This is a genomic window from Paenibacillus sp. FSL L8-0708, assembly GCF_038009325.1.
Classification (GTDB): domain Bacteria; phylum Bacillota; class Bacilli; order Paenibacillales; family Paenibacillaceae; genus Paenibacillus_AQ; species Paenibacillus_AQ odorifer.
This window is the reverse complement of the sequence record NZ_JBBPBC010000001.1, coordinates 2,777,771-2,797,102: the sequence shown is the minus strand read 5'-3', so window position 1 is coordinate 2,797,102 and position 19,332 is coordinate 2,777,771. Positions and strand designations below refer to the sequence as shown.

Below are 19,332 nucleotides of genomic sequence, written 5' to 3'. Positions count from 1 at the left end.
GCTTCTCATCGTAAGTGTTCAATAATCTCTTCTGTATTCTTACCTTCGAAAAGATCAAATATCGACTGAGACTTGCCATTTTCTTTACAGCATATATTTTTCTTGAAACCAAGGATCTGTTCATCGCTCAATCCTATATTCTTTAACTTTATTCCTAAATTGGTATTATTTACCATAAGATCAATTTGGTTTTCATTATTACAATACCTCAGAACTCCGAACATCCCTTCCAAAGGACTGGGAGAAATATGGAATCCATTATAAAAAGTACCTACCTCCTTTAAATTCAAACTATCCTTATTATTGTATAAATAAGATCTCAGCGAACCGTTTTTGGCATTTTCGGGCTTAAAGAATCCAACCACATCTTCCGCGAGTCTTTCATAATCAGTATTTGATAAACAATCAAATACAATGATTCTGCTATCCGCTCTATTAAAATGCTTAATTTGATGGGGATGAAATGCATTTATTACGCCATATTTCTTTCCGTCAACATTGATATGAAGCAGGTAGGTCCCATTTCCGACTTTTGCTGATCCGACTTCATGTGCCAGCTGCTCTAAGGTTTCGATCGTAAACAACTCTTTGAATTGATTTAGGAATTCGAATGCCCCCATAATGCAAGTCTCTGGATACTCCTGCGTGATTCTCTCCTTATAATGTTGAAACATTGATGAGATACCGTATCTGGCTCCATTATTAAGCATACTGTATTGATCTTCAACAGTCGAATACGCTTGAGAGTAGGCTCCATTAAATACAAAACAAGAATGAATATCGATTTCCATTTCTTCGAATATTTCAAACGTTTTATTTAGTATTTGCACGGTGTTTACCCCATTCTTTATATCGCAGCATTCAGGCTTCAGAATGATCAAAAACTGATTCCTGAAGTTATCAATGCGTTCATCCAATACGTACTCTAAAATTTGTTGTTTGCTCGGATGATCCGAACTGCAATGAATTGCCTGTATTATTTCATGTACCAATTGATCCTTTGTCATTTCTCCACTTCCTTTCCCAACTTTTTAAGTAGATCATCGCCCCTTTTAAAAAATAAAAACTTAGGCTCCGAACCTTCGGTCTTCAACTCTGAATATACGTTTTTTAATACGGATTTTTGTTGGATGGTATATAACAGAAGTCCCTTTTTTGAAAATAGAAACTTGAATGACTCCGTATTATCGCCACATACTCTTTTTCTGGTAATGATTCTATTAAGGCTCCTGAGTACTAACCGACACAGAATCGTTGCCAAAGATACATCTAGAATAACGACAAAATCAGCATGCTTAAGAACGATATCCTTAACTTGATCATAGTAGCCATCGATGATCCAATTACCGTCCGTCTCCACCATTTTTTTTACATCATTTCTAAATTCCTCAGCAATTTTTGGTTTCCAATTTTTGTTCCAATAATAATTATCTAAATCATAATGACTTATTGGAAAAAGCATTTTTTCAAGTTGTTTACTCACATGAGTTTTACCGGAACCTGGAGGACCTATAACCCATATATTTTTTTGTAAAAAACTATCCATTAAGAATTACCTCATCAATTAAACGTCTACTTTCATCTAACATATTGAAGTTTTGGTGTAACTCATAACACTTTGCCTGTTTCACAATGTGCTTTAACACAATTTCGAGTTCTTTTTGATCCGGTTGATCAAAAAAGATCTGAAATTCTTTGAAGTATTTGTTAATGTTATGTTCATAATTGGCGGATAGCAATTCCAATGCAGCAGCATCCTTAAGTTCAGTAATTCTGGGTTTTCCTTCGTTCATAAACTGAGTAAATATAACATAATCAACTTTATGTTTTTTCTTCATCCTGCCTTTAAATATGGATGCTAATTGCTTAGGATAAAAAAAAGTGCTGTCTTCTCGAACGGGAATTTTGTTGTTAGGGTGATTTAATTCTTCCCTACCAATTCTAATATTCCTCATCGTTTCAATTGCCTCTAAAGTATCGTTTCTAACTGCAATAGAACGTGGCCACCCGTAACCTATAACTCTCCCATCCTCTATTCGGATGGACAAATCGTCGTTTGATATGAAACCTGCCACGCCACTGGATAGCAGAGTTAGTACCGTGGAGGTTTTTCCGGATTTTTTCCCTCCCATAATACAGATTCCTTTATCGAGATATTCAACCATCGCAGAATGAAAATAGTACATATCTAACTGCAGATACTCATTGCGAGTAATATCTCTTACAAGTCGAATCGCTATTTGGACTTTCCATAGCATCTCTTGCGGTTCTTCAAAGTAAATGGTACGACCTGCCGAATTTACATGGAATTTTCGATTGGGTTCATGAAAATTAGACATATCAACATTAATTATGGTCAAGTCTCTTTCATGTTCTTCCAGCGTTTCGCTGGCCAGTATTAGTTTCCAAAATCCCTTCGCTGGTTGCCGGTCCAGAACAATCTCATAGAACGGTGTTAAAATGTCAATAATCATTCCAGAAAATGAGTGAGGGACATATAAATAAACTTTAATTGTTTCCCTACCGACTTCCATCCAACGATAAGAATTCATTTTATTTTCTCCTTCTCGCAATTCATCTTTTTTTAAATCAGTCATCAATCTGATAAAAACTGCTCAGCCTCTTTTTTCAAAGAAAAATGATCAAATTTACCATTCAACGTGACAGGGAATGAAGTCTTCCATATGAAAAATTTTGGGATCATATATTCGGAAAGATAGTTTCTTAAAAACAAAATCATTTCTGTCCTGTCTATTTTAACCATGGATTTATAAAAGCAAACAAGGCTTTCCTTACCGTTTGCATTCACTATAAGGACTACTGAACGTTCAACTTTTTCATAAGATTCAATTATGTATTCAATTTCTCCAATTTCTACGCGGAATCCCCTTATTTTCACCTGATTATCTCTTCTGCCCATATACTCAAGATCGCCGGTTTTTGTAAATCTCCCCAAGTCGCCGGTTCTATACATCTTTGTTCCAGTTGAAGTGGCAACGAATCTTTCGCCTGTTAATTCCGGTTTATTTAAGTATCCCTCAGCAACCGCATCGCTTACAATGCATATCTCCCCGATTCCGTCGTCTAACGCATCAATCGTGATTTCGTAATTTTGTAATGGTATACCTATCGTTATGGATTCATCATTCTTGTTTAGTTTTTTGGTAGTTGCCCATATCGTTGCTTCCGTTGGACCATAACAATTATAAATATCTGCGTTTGTAGTCTTGGCAATCTTTAAATAAGCGTTTTTCTTCAATACTTCGCCACCGAGAAGTATCTTGTTAAGATTACAAAAAAATTCAAGTTCCTCATTAAAATAATCGATAAGAAAATTGATATAGGTTGGGGTAAATTGTACGGTGTTTACCCTTTCTGTAATGATTAATTCCCTCAACAGTTTTGGGTTTAACCTTTGCTTCTGTGTAGATATGATAACCCGTGACCCATAGGACAGAGTAACAATAGTTTCCAAAATGGATATGTCGAACGTGAAGGAGGTGTTAGCCAAGAAGATTGTATTGGTTCCAGAGTACTCTACGATATCACGAATTGAGTCCCTAAAAGTATTTAATGACTTATGACTTACCAAAACACCCTTTGGCACACCGGTAGAACCCGAAGTATATAATACATAGGCTAAATCGCCTGCATTCTCCCTAATCTCCGCTATCAATTGCTTCTTGCTATCTTCGTCCTTAAAGATCTCTGAATCTACTATCGGTGAAGTCAAAATGACATTCCGAAGGTTATAATTCCATCCTTCGATTCGAAGCTGCTCACTGGCTACCAAACAGTTTATTTTAGCATCCATACAAATGTATTTAATTCGTTCTCTCGGTGTGCTACGATCAATCGGTAAATATGCGCCACCAGCAGAGTTAACAGCCAAAATACTAATTAAAGAATCCAGAGAATCCTCCGTAATCACGGCTACGATTTCATTAGGAACAACCCCAGCATCTCTTAATCGCATCATTCTTTCGCAAACCATTGTCAGAATCTCAATATATGAATAGTGTTTATTATCGTAAGTCACTGCGATTTCGTTTTTCCTCTTGAGAGCCTCCAAGACAAATGCCTCAGTATATGATCCGTTCTGGCAATTATTAATCATATTAGCCCCTTCAAATCTTTATATATTTCTATGTCAAGTGACATAATTTGATTAAGTTGATCCGTTAAGTTCTTAAAACGCCAATTTTGTTTTACCCGATAATAATCAATTTTTAAAAAAACCTGATTTAGCAGAGTAAGCTTGACTTCTAATTTTGGAATAAGTGAGCGGTAAATAATAGGGTCGTGGATCGTTTGTTGATTTGCAAAAAAATCTAAAGCTCTTCTAAGCAAAATCCTTGAAATTCCAATTGCATCCCTTAAATTTAGAGCTTGATTTTCATTTTTTAGTTCGTCACATTCTTGCAGAAAGGAGGAGTAGTCAAAAGAGACTTGTTGATCATCCAAGTCACTTATAAACTTCTTAAGTAGATTATTTAAATTCATTTGCTCTTCGGTTGGACGATACAACATCTTCATAAAAAATACTTTTCCACTGTAACATGTCTCAAACTGTTCTCTTGTAATTACAACTTCCTGCTCTAAGAACGTATCAATAAATTTCACTTTTACATGAGTAAGTTGAGTTAGCAGCACAAAGTGATTTCCCAGAGGAACCTCTACTGAATCATATATAGACAACGAATTCGAGTATATTTTTACGACTATGGGGATTTCAATAGACAAGCTATTATACATATGCTCGATCTCATCAACAGTTCGTTCACAATACTCCAACTTTAGAATGTTTAATTTATCTCCAATTTCATGCATCCTGCCAACGTCGTCGTATGAAATGAAACTTTGTCCTTTTTTTATTAGGTCTGACAATATAAAATGAACCGAATAAAACGATTTATAGTATAAATAATAAGTTGGGATGTCTAGATAAAGTAAAATTAAACCATAACAAAACTCCAAACATGTAATCCCATTTATTTTTTTTAGATCAGATGCTTTAATCTCAAACATGAAATGAACACCACCTACTTATCGCTTATCTGTTCTTCCGTCCATACCACAGGTATAAACAGAAACTTCCCACAAATTCCCTCAATGAAATCTTCATCTATACTAATGTCCATAACATCGTTGTCTGTTTGCGAAGCCACAGCGGTTACACCAGAGAGTATCTTCTTGTATTCCCCATTTTTCCCATTTATTTCGTAGTAACCACCGTTGTCAATATCGTCAATGCTTTTTACACCAATGCAAGGGAGATTTAACTCTCGCGCAATAATCGCGCTGTGCGACAGAACTGACTCCGATTCAACAATACATCCAATCGCTTTCGTCGAAGCATGTATAATAGTTCCACTTATTCTCTTTGCTACTAATATATTACCATTTGTAAAATCTTTAGATTCTCTTTCATTTCTAACAAACTGTACTTTTCCAACCGCAATTCCTTGGACTAAAGGTAAGGCATCACTGAATCCGGCGCATAAATTACCAATATTGCTTGTCGCATACCGTATTTGCAAAAACCAAAGCTTACCACTTTGGTCAATTGCCCATTCAATATCATAATTGTAAAATGATAATTGATTGCCCGCTTGTTCGCAGCGTTCGAGCACATAATCGAGTTCACTTTGTTCCAAAGAAACGCTCTCTCTTATATCATTAGGCAAAGAAACTTCTACCAACGTCCCCCTAAAGCCACCTGAAATATTAGAAATCAAAGTTTCATAATCCTGATTGTGTATTCTTATAGGATATTGTTGATTTAAGTCCGGGTTCGTTTTTGTGTGAATCGGAAATATAGCCTTATCTTTCGAACCTTTATTATGATTTGACAAAGAATAGCTGCCTCTCGCAAATACCCATTGATCAGGATTCGTCGTACCATCCACGATTGACTTGGTTAATCCGTAACAGGAATTTATATAGATATGACTGTCATCTCTGACGGAAACGCCACCAACCTTTGTGTTAATTAATTCCTGTATAATGATGGAGCATGGTTCAATAATTTGGATGTTGTAACTTCTGCATAACTCTTGAATGTCGAAGGAGAAATTTTTTTTCCATATCTTTAATATGGAATGTATGATATTCATAGTTTTCTTTACATTGATATCGGTATGAAACATTCCGGCAAACGAAAGAGTCTCTGAATCCTCAAGCGGACTTGAGCTGCGAATGACTACTGCTTTCTTCCAAAACGCCTCCGTATCATATTGAAATTCGTTCCACAGATCAACTGTTAATTCATCGTTTAATCTGAATTCGATCTCTTCCTCAATCATAGGAAAATCTTCTACTTTCAAGCCATTCTGGTATAAACCCTCTCTCTCAAGTAATGAAATGAGTATCGAAGGACTCAGGATCCATGTCTCTGGTATATCAAATCCCTGTTTGAATAGCTTATGTAAATTTATTGCTTTATTGCCCATATAACGATAATCATCAGCAGTACATTTACAAATATGCTTTATAAACTTAGCCTGCATTATGTCACCCTCTAATTCGGGTGATTATATTATAAATGGACTTAATTGTTTTGAAATTATTCATTTCTAGATACTCATCATCAAATTCTATATTGAATTCCTTTTCCAAACCGACTATTAAATGAGTCAGGTTGAGAGAATCCATACCGATAAAAGTCAGGTCATCCCCATTGTCAATGTCCGCAACATCAACTGCCAAGTCTTCTGCAATATATTCATTAATAACTTTTCTAATTGTAGAAATCATTATTATCGCTCCATTTCAAAAAATAGCAAATCCTCTTTTTCACTCCATAATCGATCCTGGATAGATCCGTTCCAGCATACAATTTGATTGTTTTTTCCAAATGCGCAGTTAAGATCATCCCTAACCATGTTACAGCCTAATTCATTCGCTATTGTTGTTCCGAATAATCGGTCCGTATGCTGTAAAACCCAAGAAACTCGGTTGCGAAGTTCATCGTCTTCCTCAAGCAGAAATGAAAGTGGCTGCAAGATAAAGTCCTTATAGTTCAGCCAAAACAACAAAATGTCATTAAACATATGAAGCCTGATGCTTATATTTCTATTGATCAATCGGTACGACCATGCGTGCCTATATAAATGTAAAATGATATATAAAAAATGATACTCATACCGGAGAGTAGGGATGTTGATTCCCTTCGTTACTTCGCAATTCATTAACTGGTCGGGAGCCAAAAAATTATTAGAAGATTCCTCTCCTTTATTGATCCAGTCCGAGTTTGTAGTAATATCAATTTTTATCACGGGGTATACAGAATCCCCAGTTAATACCAAATGCTCCGGCAAATGATCTTTGGTTAACTGAAATAACAAATACTCTTTCCTAGAATGTGGTTTATACGTATTTGTTAAATAATCCATCCTGCCTGATAGAATGTGATGACTAGCCAGTAATACACAAACCCTTTCGTATTCCTTTTGGTCAATCACGAAATCAACATCAAAAATTTGCTTGATACATTGATTTCTATAAATCTGATTCTCTAGTACTAATCCTTTTACGACAGCATATTTAACATTGTGTTCTTCAAATATTGAAGTTATTTTTTGAATATGTTGATAAGTAAGTTTGGTCCTGTTCGCATTCGAATAGTAATGATTAGACATAAAATCCCTTATATAGAACGGAATCTTATCAAAGTCGGGACAATTTTTAAACGTGCACCACATCAATGGCAGCAACTTATGTTTAATGGATTGTTCAATCACAACGGACCAATCTACCGAATCAACCTGTATCAATTCATTTATTGCATCATAGGCATTGTGGTAAAACGCGCCTCCCACACTCTCAAGGATTTTATAAGATATCTGAGTATTTTTTTTCATTGTGCATCGGATCCTTCCTTAGTATAAGAGACATAAAGTTAATAAGCTCCTCTTTCGGAGTTCTTGCTATATCGATACCGCGCTCGTAAGCAACTCTTCCCACCAAATACATAAATTTCGCATCAGTTTTGTGCCTGTATTCTTCTTCCGTAGCAATATTCACCATAAAAATGATCATGCTTTTCATCTTTGCATTAACCTCATTTGACCACTTATCGGTCTCTTCCCTAAGAATACGATATATTTTCTTAAGCTGATTGTTCCGATTTTTTCGCAAGAATTGCAGCTCCGAGGTAATATCTTCAAAAGATAATGTTGCTAGAATTTTTTTCAACCGAAGATCGACACTCTGTCTACTATCAAAATAAGGTTGATAAAAATTCCAATCTACAAAACGTGTATACAACAGCTCATTTTGGCGGTATTCTTCTATCCTATCATCGCATATTTGTCCCTTTAGGATATCGCGGCAAATGGAAAGCTCCTTCATTCTATATTGGTTTCTATGAGGCTCTACGCTCGAAATTAAAAAATCGTCCAAACTATACTTGCTATCATAATATTCCTTTATTTCACTATTAAAATAATTTACAGGTAATGCAATATTGAAAAAAGCGTAGCTTTGAGCAGTTTGATAGAGGTAGAAATTCTCGTTCAATAATTTTTTGTCTATGTGTTGATATTCAATATATGTCTTTAAGTTTTGTTCTGTAATCTTTTGATAAGTAAACAATGTTTCCCTCATATTCCTTGTAAAACAATCCATTAATCTTAGGTCGCGCTTAAACATCTCGTGTAATTTCGAATAAAAGGAGAGCCATTCGTCGATTTCGATGCTAATTAGATTATTGTTTATAGAATAATTATTAAAGGGAGTATAGTTCCAAAATATCTTTGGTAACTGAGCATAAGAATTTAATATAGATTCTCTGATATAATCAATTTTTATATTTCCCGAGTTAAAAATAAAATAGTCCGATTTTAATTCCATCGTCATAGAAGGCCCTCCTTTCTTTCATCTGACGAATTATACGATTGTGTATCCACCATCAACCATAAGATTTTCACCGGTAATAAAACTTGCTTCGTCGGAAGCAAGAAATAACACCGCTTTTGCAATTTCGCCTGGGTCAGCGACTCTATTCAATACATGTTTACCACCAATTTCGGGATGCTTATCCGCACCGTGCCGATCAACATTATACTGTCTTCCAGTGTGGAAGGCATTATTTTCCGTCCATACAGTTCCTGGACAAACGTTATTAACCCTAATGTTGTAGGGAGCTAAATCTAAAGCCAAACATCTAACCATGTTGACCAAAGCTCCTTTGGTTGTATTGTAGGTTAAATACTCAGGTTGCGCGATAAAACCTGAGGTCGAGGCAATATTAACAATTGAGCCTTGACCACTTTTTTTCATTTGTTCTGCACTGTACTTCGCACAAAGTGCGTAGCCAATCACATTCGTCATAAACATCTCTTGCCACTCTTCAACACTTGCCTCCAGTCCTTTGATGATGAACTTAGCCGCACAATTTACCAGAATATCAATTTTTCCGAAATGACCGATTGATTGTTCCACTAATTGTTTGATAGAGACCTCATTTGATATATCTGTAATAATGTAAGCACAGCGTTTTCCGTTCTTATTGATTTCATTTTCCAATACCTTGCTCTTCTCTTCATCAATGTCTGCAATAATTACGTTAGCCCCTTGATTAGCAAACTCTAAACAAACTGCTTTCCCAATCCCCTGCGCTCCACCAGTGATAATAGCTGTCTTATTCATTAGTCTCAAAGTTCAACACACTCACATTCATATGATTATTCTCCACTTACCACATTGTGATGTCTCCATAAATAAATTCTCCTGAGATTCCATGAACCTCTCTCAATGATTCTTCGACGATACGTCTGATATTTTCTCTTTCCAGTTCATTATCATCCCAGTCCTGGATATGTACGGAAACATGGTCAGGTTGTTCCAAGGGTGCTTCTTTGGATGTGAAAATATGCACTTCGTTTGGTTTTCCAATTTCTTGGTATATTTGTTTTGACAACTTTTCCCCTAAATATCCATATATTTTCCCTGTATGGTCTAATGGGTTTTTACCGGATGGCGCTTCAATGCTCATCGATCTCATAGGGCAAATAAGTCCATTAATTCTATTTCCACGTCCTACTACCCCAACATCACCTGTATCCGCAACACTTCCTAAAGCCGTTAAATAGTATTTTCCATTCTTATCCTGTGGATTAATCGTTAATTGAACTTCTCTTGCAAAATTATCATATATGAAAGTCATTATATCTTTATAAATTTGATTTTTGAGTTGGAAATAGGTATCCACCGAATCTACTTTTCCCGCAATGAAAGGCAGATTGATCAACAACTTGTACTCCTCGTATTCTCTACTTCCGACCAGTTTCACATCCCAACCCGTTTCAGGAAATCGCTCCTTGAACAATTTCCCATTAATATATTGCTCTGTATAAAGAACCAACATTTCAAGCGTGCTTAAAGGCGTATAACTTGATAATAAATTACAATCATTAGAAACCAAATCAGTACGATCAAGGGAAGCTAAATCTTCCAATATCATCGGCTGATAACGAGAATTGCTACGACCTGCACCATGGTAGTTCACAATTTCATCAACGACTACAAGATGTTTCGTTGCATCAAATCCTGTGAGGACCTCGCCAAGCACGTCCTTGGCAGCTTTAAATAAGATATTGTATAAAGGGATGTTGTCGTTACTGTATGTTTTCGCTCCCTTTCCTGCAAAAATCACCTTATAAGGTTTAATCAGTTCGCCTCTCCCAAATTCTATCTGCGAAAGGCCTCCGATCAGCATGACCTTATCAAACCAGTGATGTGCCACTCTCCCATATGTATCCATGAAATACTGTGAGTAATACCTTGAAGCACGTTCAGCTATGGCATCGCATATTGTATCAGGGTGACCTACACCCTTTCTTTCAACTAATTCAAACGACAGTTTTTCTATATTCGTTTTCTTATCCTTAATAATATGGATCATTTAAAATCCCCTCTATCTCCGAAATTAAATTAATGTAATATCCTCTTATTGATGCTGAGGCACGTAACTGTCAATGAACTTTCTGAAGGATTGCAAAGCTTCAGACTCAGTTGCTCCAATAGTAGGACTCTTAAACATGAAAGCGCCAACTTCGTTTACTACACCCGCATAACCTTGTAATAATGCGATCTTTGCCACACGAATGGCATTGATAATAACTCCTATGGCATTCGGACTGTCCTCAACCTGTAACTTAAGCTCAATTGAAATATCCGAATCCAATATAGATTTACCTTCAATTCTTAAATAGCAAATCTTTGTGTCTTCAAGATATTTCACAAAACCATTAGGACCTGCAGACACATCTTCTGCATTAATTCCCGCTGCAGAAAGTGCATTCTTCTTTGAAATTTGTTTACTTTCTGATCTTCCAGGAGCAGTCAAGTTGTAAAAGTCCATATTTCCGCCGAAATTTAATTGATAAGTATTGTTAATATCAATACCGCGAGATTTAAATAATTCTATCAAAGCAGTATGTAGTGTTGTGGCCCCAAGGTGACTCCTTAAGTCATCCCCCAGCAACGGAATACCTATCTCTTTGAATAGATTGGCGATTTCTTCATCCCTTGCTATTAGCTCAGGTGTCGAATTAATGAAGGCAACTTTCGCTTTCGCGGCAGCCCTGGCGTAAAACTTGCAGGCTTCCGATGCACCCGTCGGTAAAAAGCAAACCAAAATTTCACTTCTCGATCTAATCAATTCTTCGGCAACATCATCAATTGATTTGTTGTAGCAATCAACATGCGCTGTAATAACCTGATTCAAATAACCATCAAGTCCATCCAATAATGGACCGGCCAATACTTTTACATTAGTTAAGGGAACATCGACATATTTCTTCGGAGCATTCGGTTTTACAAAAATAGCTTCTGATAAATCTAGGCCAACTTTATTCTGGTCGATCTCAAAAGCACAAACCATCTCCACATCCGATACCTCAAAACCTCCGATTTCCGGACACATTACACCGCTTAGCGACGGTTGGTTTAACTCCTTATTTCTTTTTGAATCTTCAATATGTTGAACAAGAATCGATGCGTTTGAACCAACTCCAGCGATTGCAACCCGAATAGAATTTTTCATTATATAAAATCCCCCTCATTATAAAAATAGATGTCTCACAGATTAATTCAATTCCATTATCCACTTATAAACAAAAAAATAATAAAATAATAATTTAGCCTATTTCACTAGATGAGTTGTTATTTGAGTCACACACAAAAATCAATCTTTCGCTTCACTCATATTATGTGCTCTAATAATCTCACATTTCTGAAAACCCCAATTTATTACAGTTGATGTTAGTTGAATTAATTAATTATGGGCAACTATAGCACCTTGCTTATTTCATTTCTTCGGTGACTCTATAGTGAACAAATCCCCCCTTTAAGTCCGGGGTTTCGTTTAGGCCATTTGTATATTTCAAATAAATTTTCCGATTTCTTCCGATCGTTTTCAATTAATATTTTTTGAATTTGCTTTTACTCGCTTGAATACTCATGAATTTGTTAGTCATGAAGACTTAATCGGCAAACGTGACGTCAAACTTCGTTTCTAAAGTATCCAATACTCAACTTTCGGCTCATTGTTCTCCATACTTTCCTGAGAGTAAGATAGCAATCTTTTTTATAGATGAAAAGTTATCAATCAATAAATCATCGTCATCAATCTGAATATCAAACTCAACTTCTATACTCACAATCAACGCAATCATTTTGAGGGAATCTAAGCCCTCATCTCTCAAATCTGTTTCACTACCGACCTCAACCGTTCTGTTAAATACCTCACACAATTTTTTTGTTATCAATTGCTCCAATAGCGCACTCTGTGGAATTGTCAAAGTAACTTCTCCCTCTACATGTTCACTTCGGGCCAATTTTTCAAATCACGGCCATTAATATCTACTAACGCTTCTTTCCACCGATCAATTCCGAATGCCACGCAGCCAGAGTATAATGCCAACCCATCATAATCTTTTATTTCGTACTTGGAACAGAGCATATCCAGACAGTAATTAAAGGATGCAATAGAGACTTCTTTGCCACTCAATGTTGTAACGATTAGTTCATACTTCGCATTACTCATCATCTGATAAGTTCCTTTTGTCTTCAAATCCTGGCTAAAAAAGAACGGGTCAGTAGCAGTCTCAATCCTTCCATTAAGACCTTTGGACTCAAATAAATTCCATACGTCATCCATAATCTGATTACGCATTTGAACTACCCAGTCTTCCCTTCCGACAAATACAATTTCCCGCATCGTAAACTCATTTTTTCTGTAGTTATCCTTTCTCCATTCGATTTCATGACGAAAACATTTTCCTTTTCCAGTGAGCACTATTCCATCTGATAACCTTTTTCCTTGAAGCTCTTCATAGCAGTGATAGCAAATGCAAGGCTGTAAAACCTCACCCTGGGAAACTAATGATTCTTCATAAGAATTTTGTTCCGCCTTAATTCGGAAGTTTTTTATGGCTTTGTAGTTATGCGGCACGGATGTAACACCATATATGTTCTGTGGGAAGTGAATGTGATATTGATTACGAATCATATTCTTTTTATTCAGCACAGTTGGATAATCCCTCAACTCCGCATCATACTTTATTGCAATTCGAGTAAATTCTTTATCCAGACGTTCGAGCAGTAAAATATCAGACTCATCCATATATGGTGACTGAATTGCAGTGCTTTCTTTTGGTTGCAATCGTATGTAGTGATCTGAACTCAAGTTGTTTGTTTTTTCCCGTTTTTTTATTACACGTGTATTTCCAAGAGTGCTGCACAAATCTTGATATGATTCTCTCAATTCAGTCATTTGTATTAAATTTAAATCACGATCATTCAGAGTTAGGTTAATGACTTTATCATCTTTGTTATAAGACATACCCGTTATTGTTTCTGATAAGTAAGGAATTCTCTCTAGCAAACTCTCAACCTTATCAAGGAGTTTCTCTGGTATGTCAAATGATACATTCATAAATGTTTCCCCTTTCTGTAACCAACGCTTCAGTGCTTCTTCTTAATAAGTAGAACTGCTATTCTCCTGTCAGTTTGAAGGATTATCGATATAAAATTAGATGGGCAGGAAGTATGAAAATAACTCTAAAAAAGCATATATCAAACTTCATTTACAAATATAACCTCGATAATATAGACTTACAATACATTATGTAGAATACAAACACATGTAAAATATTATTTTTTTTAAATGGAGGATTTAAGTGAGAATAAACACAATTATATCTGGCGTCGTGATATTCCCCGGAGAATCAGAAAAATGGTTTACCAATAAGAACGATTACATTTATATCAAATCTGATGGCGATATAAATGTGCGCTATAATAGAATAAGTACTAAGTTGACTGAAGATATGTCAGGATTATATCAATGCCGCTACGGTCCATTTACTATTCAAAATATCGGTAAACGCCCTGTCAATTTACAAATAATTAAATTCACTTGTGAGATTAGAATGCAAAAGGATTTTTTCGCAATCGACTTTGATCAAACGCCATTTGTATCTGTACTAACCAATAGGCAACCTACTGAAGTAAATTACTCAGACATTATAAAGGTCTTAGAAAATATACAAAAGCCCCAGCCATTTCAGGAGAGCAGAGACCATATAGACCCAAGATTAATTCACTTAAACAGATACATCAGAAAAAACTATAAATCAGCAATAACCCTCCAGGAGTTAGCCGATTATGTTGGCGTACATCCTACATATTTAAGTAATACTTATTCGAAGGTGTTTAAAATACCGCCGATTTATTTTGTTAATCAATTGAGAATGCAAGATGCTATGGATTTACTGGTTCAGCCTGACTTGACCATAAATGACATATCGACAATGGTTGGTTATAACAGTTTGTCACAATTTAGTTCGATTTTTAAAAGATTTTATTCAAAATCTCCAAGAGAGTATAGAGAAGAAGCATTAATTAAAAATCATTTCCATTAAACTACAATTGAGAATAACCGATATTTTTAATTCTATATAGGCATTAGCACCTATTTTAATCGTTCACGTACAATATGAAATGAAATCGAATGGTATAGTAATAGCAACCGTACCAAACTGGCTGATTCACTTGAACTTGCTTACGAACAGCACTAAGCCATCACCAAATAGACAAGGCTGACTTAGCCCAATCGTAAAGTACAAACTCTTCTAGTGCCCCCTTTGGGGTCGTAGTTGGAAAATAGGTAATAGACCGTAAAACCAACCAATTCGAGGTAAGGATCAGGATTGTATATGTTCGTGATTTGACTACGTAGAAGGCATTCATCTCTTGTGAATTGTCCACAAAGGAACATATACTGTGCAGGTGCGCCGGGCTTTGCTCCTTTTGGCCTCTGCCCAAAAGATCAAAATTCCAGAAATTACACCATATTTGTGGCGAAATCATTCGCCAGACGAAATTTACAAATAGGGGAGCCACAAGTGATGCGAGGATTGAAAAAAGGTCTTTTTTGCTAGTCAACATCTCCCGGGTATGTCTGTCTATAATCACCTTTATCAATTCCAATCTTCCCTTAACTTTTATACGGGTTCAGCTTAACTAGACGTCCAGCGCGGGGCTCATCAGGATCATTCGGTTCTAACTGGTCTACATTTAAATTGACGAGGCTTTCTCGGCATATTCCACCGGAGATTAGCAAGTTTCATATTCCAAAGACTTGCGGTGACTGGGTTTATTAGGTCAAAAAAAGAAGTACCTCCCCAAATCTCGAAGTAGTAGTTACTACACTGCACACCGAGAAGAAAAGATGAACTCCCGATGTATTCTATTTGACAAGAAAATCTGTTTTCCTTGGAGTAACTATTAGTAATGTCTCCAGATATATGCTTGTTTCTTTGAAACACTGGAACGATGATTTATTCGATATTCATCCGAATCGTGTGAGATTTCGGAGGAGCTGGGGATCTCACGGAGGACGCTAAGGCCAGCAAATACAAGGGCAGCGGTCAGTTCGTGAGGCAATAAAAAGTAACGCTGTCGCAATGTTTTTCGTCAATCTCAACCAAACCCTAGCATTTATATTTATCCATAAGTACTCTAAATAAAAGAGACTGAGACTCTAAAAAAGTCTCGGTCTCTTTTATTGTTACCGCTTCGCCTTCTAAAACTCATGATAAAGCTTCATCAGCGCCCTTTTCTCAATCCGCGAGATCCCGAGCTCCTTCGCGATCTCCCTCTGCGTCCGCTCTTCCCTGCCTGTATCTAATCCAAACCCGTCCAACCACAACTTCCTTTTCCCGATCATCCAGAATATCGAGGTTACGATATATCTTACTCTTCTCGATCTTCAAATCCACTTCCTTAACAATTTCATCTGCTTCGGAACCGAGGATATCGATAAGGGTGATTTCATTGCCTTCCTTGTCTGTCCCAATCGGGTCGTGGAGGGATACGTCTTTACGGGTTTTCTTCAGAGAGCGAAGTTGCATTAATATCTCATTTTCAATACAACGTGCGGCAAAAGTAGCAAGCTTCGTACCTTTGTTCGGGCGGGAACTCTCAATGGCTTTAATCAATCCGATGTTTTCTATGGATATTAAATCTTCCATATCTTCACCCGTATTATCGAATTTTTTAGAATTGTAAAAAACGGATACGTTTATTTGAAAACATGATGAGCACCCAATCCAGCCCCTACTAATAATTCATAAAAAGCCTTAAGGGGCTTCCCTTAAGGCTTTTTTTAAACTATGTTATCAGATTTCATATTCTGAAGAGATGATCATCTAATTTCATCTCTCTTTATATAGTTATTAAATAAATAATAAACTATACGCTTCGAATCTACCGAGTGAATAGATGGTAGCCCTATAGGCTTAACGTAAAATAGATCCTCATTTAGCAACTTTTTATGAAGTCTATATAGATCACTAAAGTGAAAATGATCTAAAGTATGCTTTTCAAGAATATCATGTAATTCTTTCGCCATCATTCTGACACTTATTCGTAAATTATTACTTCTTAAAAAGATCGGATCAGTATCCTTAGGTTCTTTCTCTCTTTTAAAACTAATGAGTTCCTTTATCAATTTTTTGGGAATTAACTTTACTATTCTACCATTCTTCTTATTAGAATAAGTAACTGTCTTTCTTTCTATGTTTAAATCATTCCAAGAAAGGCTAACTACTTCCGTAGCACGAAGACCAAGAAAATAACTGAAGAGCATAGCCATATAAAGTGTTTTGTTTTCTATTTTAATACAAGGTAGAGCCTTGAATAAAACCCTATGGTCTATAGGATACCTTATTGAAATCTCCATCAAAGATCACCCCAATCTCTTTTAATAATACTATCATTTCCACAAACAATAGATATGATACCTTTCTTACGATCGCAAATGTGTAAAACATACAATCATTAATATCCCCACACCAGAGTATTCGAATACTTAACACGATACCTTCCACAAAATCTATGTATCATCTTGGGGCCCTAAAGGGAATTGTTATCTGCATTCTATCCCTCAATTCAAGGCTTATCTTTCAGATTTGATTTTATTCGTTTTTTCAAATGACCTATAAAGATCTGACCAGGTTCAGAAAGATCGAATTTCTTGTTAACAGCTTTATGAATTAAATCGATTTCTTTAGCAAAATTGTAAGCATTGGGCCCAAAACTCCAGCTCCTCTTTAATGGTCTATAGTATTTGATTAGAATTTTCGTAGCCTCATCTTCCTCATATCCCAGAAGTTTAAGTTCACTAATCACGTCTTAAATGTAGGGTTTATCCATCATATGTTTACTTGTTGAATTGTTCATACATTCACCTCCAAGATCCCATATATTAGCTAGTGACTCAAAAATATGTTTTCATTATTTTCGTTTAATTTTTACAACGTTTCAACTCTTGTAGATATAAGTCTAGCGAGAGAATTATCACTACTTCTTTTTTGCTAACGATCATTTTAAGGTTACCTATCTAGAAGCTTATTCCTACACTCAAAACTATATTAAATCTAGGCATCATTTAAAGTATTCTTCTCACCACTTTATCTTTATTTCTCTACTTTTTTCATGAATTTTTATTAACTGATTTAGAACAAAAATTCGTTGAACTATATCTTCAGCTATAAAAAACTGTCTCTTAAAGTAATTTATTTGCTTCTGATATGGACCTTGGAACTTTTCATTATTTTCATATACATGTAACAATTGAATATGGAGATCATATATTTCTTTGTATGTCATAATAACACCCCTCAGCAGTAAAATAGTTGATTTTCTGAATATGCTTTTTTTATATTCATTTAGCCTAACTACTTGAATTAACAAAAAAGCAACTCCCTTGTTGGCAAGTCGCTTTTAAAACGCTCTACAGTGAATCTTTAGTTATTATCTAAGATCCTAGCGCTTCGCCTTATAAAACTCATGATACAGCTTCATGAGCACTCGCTTTTCAATCCGTGACACATAGCTGCGACTGATACCAAGCTCCTTGGCAATCTCCCGCTGCGTACGTTCCTCACCACCCGTGTCTAATCCAAACCGACCCACTACAACTTCTTTTTCCCGGTCATCCAGAATATCAAGGTTACGATAAATCTTACTCTTCTCAATCTTAAGATCCACTTCTTTAATGACATCATCAGCCTCGGAGCCAAGGATATCGATGAGTGTAATTTCGTTTCCTTCTTTATCAGTCCTGAAACATCCTTGCGGGTCTTTTTCAATGATCTTAAGTGCATGAGAATTTCGTTTTCAATACAACGTGCTGCAAAAGTGGCCAGCTTTGTGCCTTTGTTTGGACGGTAACTCTCAATAGCTTTGATCAGGCCAATAGTTCCGATGGAGATCAGATCCTCCATGTCTTCCCCGGTATTATCGAATTTTTTGAGGTTATGGACATGATATGATGTCATTAACAGAGTACCTATATAGAGTGATTTGATACAAACACATTTCCGCCATCCGGGAAAATGTGGATGTACTCCCGGGGGACTGCCTAGCAGTCTACTTCAACCTGGATATTGTGCACAATGGAGTGAGGAATCTCCAAATAAGAGGATAGATCTTAGATAGAAACAAGCCTGATGCGGTTTCGCATCAGGCTTGTTTGGTTTTTGGCGGCAGTAGCGGAGTCATTTGTCCGGCTTGGACCTTCTGAAAGGTTGTAAGATCATAAATCCCATGTTTCCCCAATTCCGTATAGTTCACTACATCCACAGCATATGCCACAAGGATCTTTAGTTACTGAGTTCAGGATTAACCTCTGGTAGCTCCATTTTCATTGTTAGAAATTACAGACATATTTTTGATTAATGAATCTCCACAGGAAAGACTAAGAGATGATATCTCAATTTTTCAACACGTGTAGAAAAAACAGAACAATATATCTATAAG

16 protein-coding genes and 2 pseudogenes are annotated in these 19,332 nt (G+C 36.1%); 1 reads left to right on the top strand and 17 read right to left on the bottom strand.

Annotation, left to right across the window (positions count from 1 at the left end):
• Positions 1-5 precede the first annotated feature (5 nt).
• From NYE58_RS13145 to NYE58_RS13080, 14 genes are all read right to left on the bottom strand, one after another.
• A complete protein-coding gene (locus NYE58_RS13145; RefSeq protein WP_076133538.1) occupies positions 6-1,007 on the bottom strand; it encodes a hypothetical protein in 1,002 nt (333 codons plus the stop codon).
• Positions 1,004-1,546 (bottom strand): AAA family ATPase, encoded by a 543-nt coding sequence (locus tag NYE58_RS13140; RefSeq protein ID WP_076133539.1) that lies wholly within the window; start codon positions 1,544-1,546, stop codon positions 1,004-1,006. Before NYE58_RS13140 ends, NYE58_RS13145 begins: the two co-directional genes overlap by 4 nt.
• A complete protein-coding gene (locus tag NYE58_RS13135; protein ID WP_076133540.1) occupies positions 1,539-2,597 on the bottom strand; it encodes a hypothetical protein in 1,059 nt (352 codons plus the stop codon). Before NYE58_RS13135 ends, NYE58_RS13140 begins: the two co-directional genes overlap by 8 nt.
• Complete coding sequence (locus NYE58_RS13130; protein ID WP_076133541.1) at positions 2,597-4,117, bottom strand: amino acid adenylation domain-containing protein; 1,521 nt, start codon at positions 4,115-4,117, stop codon at positions 2,597-2,599. The genes NYE58_RS13135 and NYE58_RS13130 overlap by 1 nt, the downstream gene beginning before the upstream one ends.
• Positions 4,114-5,028, bottom strand: a complete 915-nt coding sequence (locus NYE58_RS13125; protein ID WP_076133542.1) for a hypothetical protein — start codon at positions 5,026-5,028, stop codon at positions 4,114-4,116. Before NYE58_RS13125 ends, NYE58_RS13130 begins: the two co-directional genes overlap by 4 nt.
• 14 nt (positions 5,029-5,042) lie before the next feature.
• Positions 5,043-6,509, bottom strand: coding sequence for a PEP/pyruvate-binding domain-containing protein (locus NYE58_RS13120; protein WP_076133543.1), 1,467 nt, complete (start codon positions 6,507-6,509; stop codon positions 5,043-5,045).
• Between the two features lie 4 nt (positions 6,510-6,513).
• Complete coding sequence (locus NYE58_RS13115; protein ID WP_076133544.1) at positions 6,514-6,756, bottom strand: phosphopantetheine-binding protein; 243 nt, start codon at positions 6,754-6,756, stop codon at positions 6,514-6,516.
• A gap of 2 nt (positions 6,757-6,758) precedes the next feature.
• The gene (locus NYE58_RS13110; protein WP_076133545.1) at positions 6,759-7,862 is read right to left on the bottom strand and encodes a nucleotidyltransferase family protein; all 1,104 of its coding nucleotides are present in this window, start codon (positions 7,860-7,862) and stop codon (positions 6,759-6,761) included.
• Positions 7,834-8,859: a hypothetical protein gene (locus NYE58_RS13105; protein WP_076133546.1), complete on the bottom strand. Its 1,026-nt coding sequence runs from the start codon at positions 8,857-8,859 to the stop codon at positions 7,834-7,836. The genes NYE58_RS13110 and NYE58_RS13105 overlap by 29 nt, the downstream gene beginning before the upstream one ends.
• A 30-nt stretch (positions 8,860-8,889) precedes the next feature.
• Positions 8,890-9,651: an SDR family NAD(P)-dependent oxidoreductase gene (locus NYE58_RS13100; RefSeq protein ID WP_256715056.1), complete on the bottom strand. Its 762-nt coding sequence runs from the start codon at positions 9,649-9,651 to the stop codon at positions 8,890-8,892.
• 46 nt (positions 9,652-9,697) lie between these two features.
• Positions 9,698-10,906: a methionine adenosyltransferase gene (locus NYE58_RS13095; protein WP_076133548.1), complete on the bottom strand. Its 1,209-nt coding sequence runs from the start codon at positions 10,904-10,906 to the stop codon at positions 9,698-9,700.
• 45 nt (positions 10,907-10,951) lie between these two features.
• Entirely contained in the window at positions 10,952-12,049 is a 1,098-nt protein-coding gene (locus tag NYE58_RS13090; RefSeq protein WP_076133549.1) for an inositol-3-phosphate synthase, read from the bottom strand.
• A 499-nt stretch (positions 12,050-12,548) separates the two neighbouring features.
• Complete coding sequence (locus NYE58_RS13085) at positions 12,549-12,806, bottom strand: acyl carrier protein (protein WP_179088856.1); 258 nt, start codon at positions 12,804-12,806, stop codon at positions 12,549-12,551.
• Positions 12,807-12,820: 14 nt separating this feature from the next.
• The gene (locus tag NYE58_RS13080; RefSeq protein WP_076133551.1) at positions 12,821-13,942 is read right to left on the bottom strand and encodes a hypothetical protein; all 1,122 of its coding nucleotides are present in this window, start codon (positions 13,940-13,942) and stop codon (positions 12,821-12,823) included.
• 244 nt (positions 13,943-14,186) lie between these two features.
• Here NYE58_RS13080 and NYE58_RS13075 point away from each other — a divergent pair, with 244 nt between their 5' ends.
• Positions 14,187-14,930, top strand: coding sequence for a helix-turn-helix domain-containing protein (locus tag NYE58_RS13075; RefSeq protein ID WP_076133552.1), 744 nt, complete (start codon positions 14,187-14,189; stop codon positions 14,928-14,930).
• 1,163 nt (positions 14,931-16,093) lie between these two features.
• Here NYE58_RS13075 and NYE58_RS13070 read toward each other — a convergent pair.
• The 3 genes and pseudogenes from NYE58_RS13070 to sigK all read right to left on the bottom strand — a co-directional run.
• A pseudogene (locus NYE58_RS13070) lies at positions 16,094-16,568 on the bottom strand (sigma-70 family RNA polymerase sigma factor); the annotation flags it as partial.
• A 146-nt stretch (positions 16,569-16,714) separates the two neighbouring features.
• Entirely contained in the window at positions 16,715-17,251 is a 537-nt protein-coding gene (locus tag NYE58_RS13065; RefSeq protein WP_076133554.1) for a tyrosine-type recombinase/integrase, read from the bottom strand.
• A gap of 1,085 nt (positions 17,252-18,336) precedes the next feature.
• A pseudogene (gene sigK, locus NYE58_RS13060) lies at positions 18,337-18,833 on the bottom strand (RNA polymerase sporulation sigma factor SigK); the annotation flags it as partial.
• Positions 18,834-19,332 lie beyond the last annotated feature (499 nt).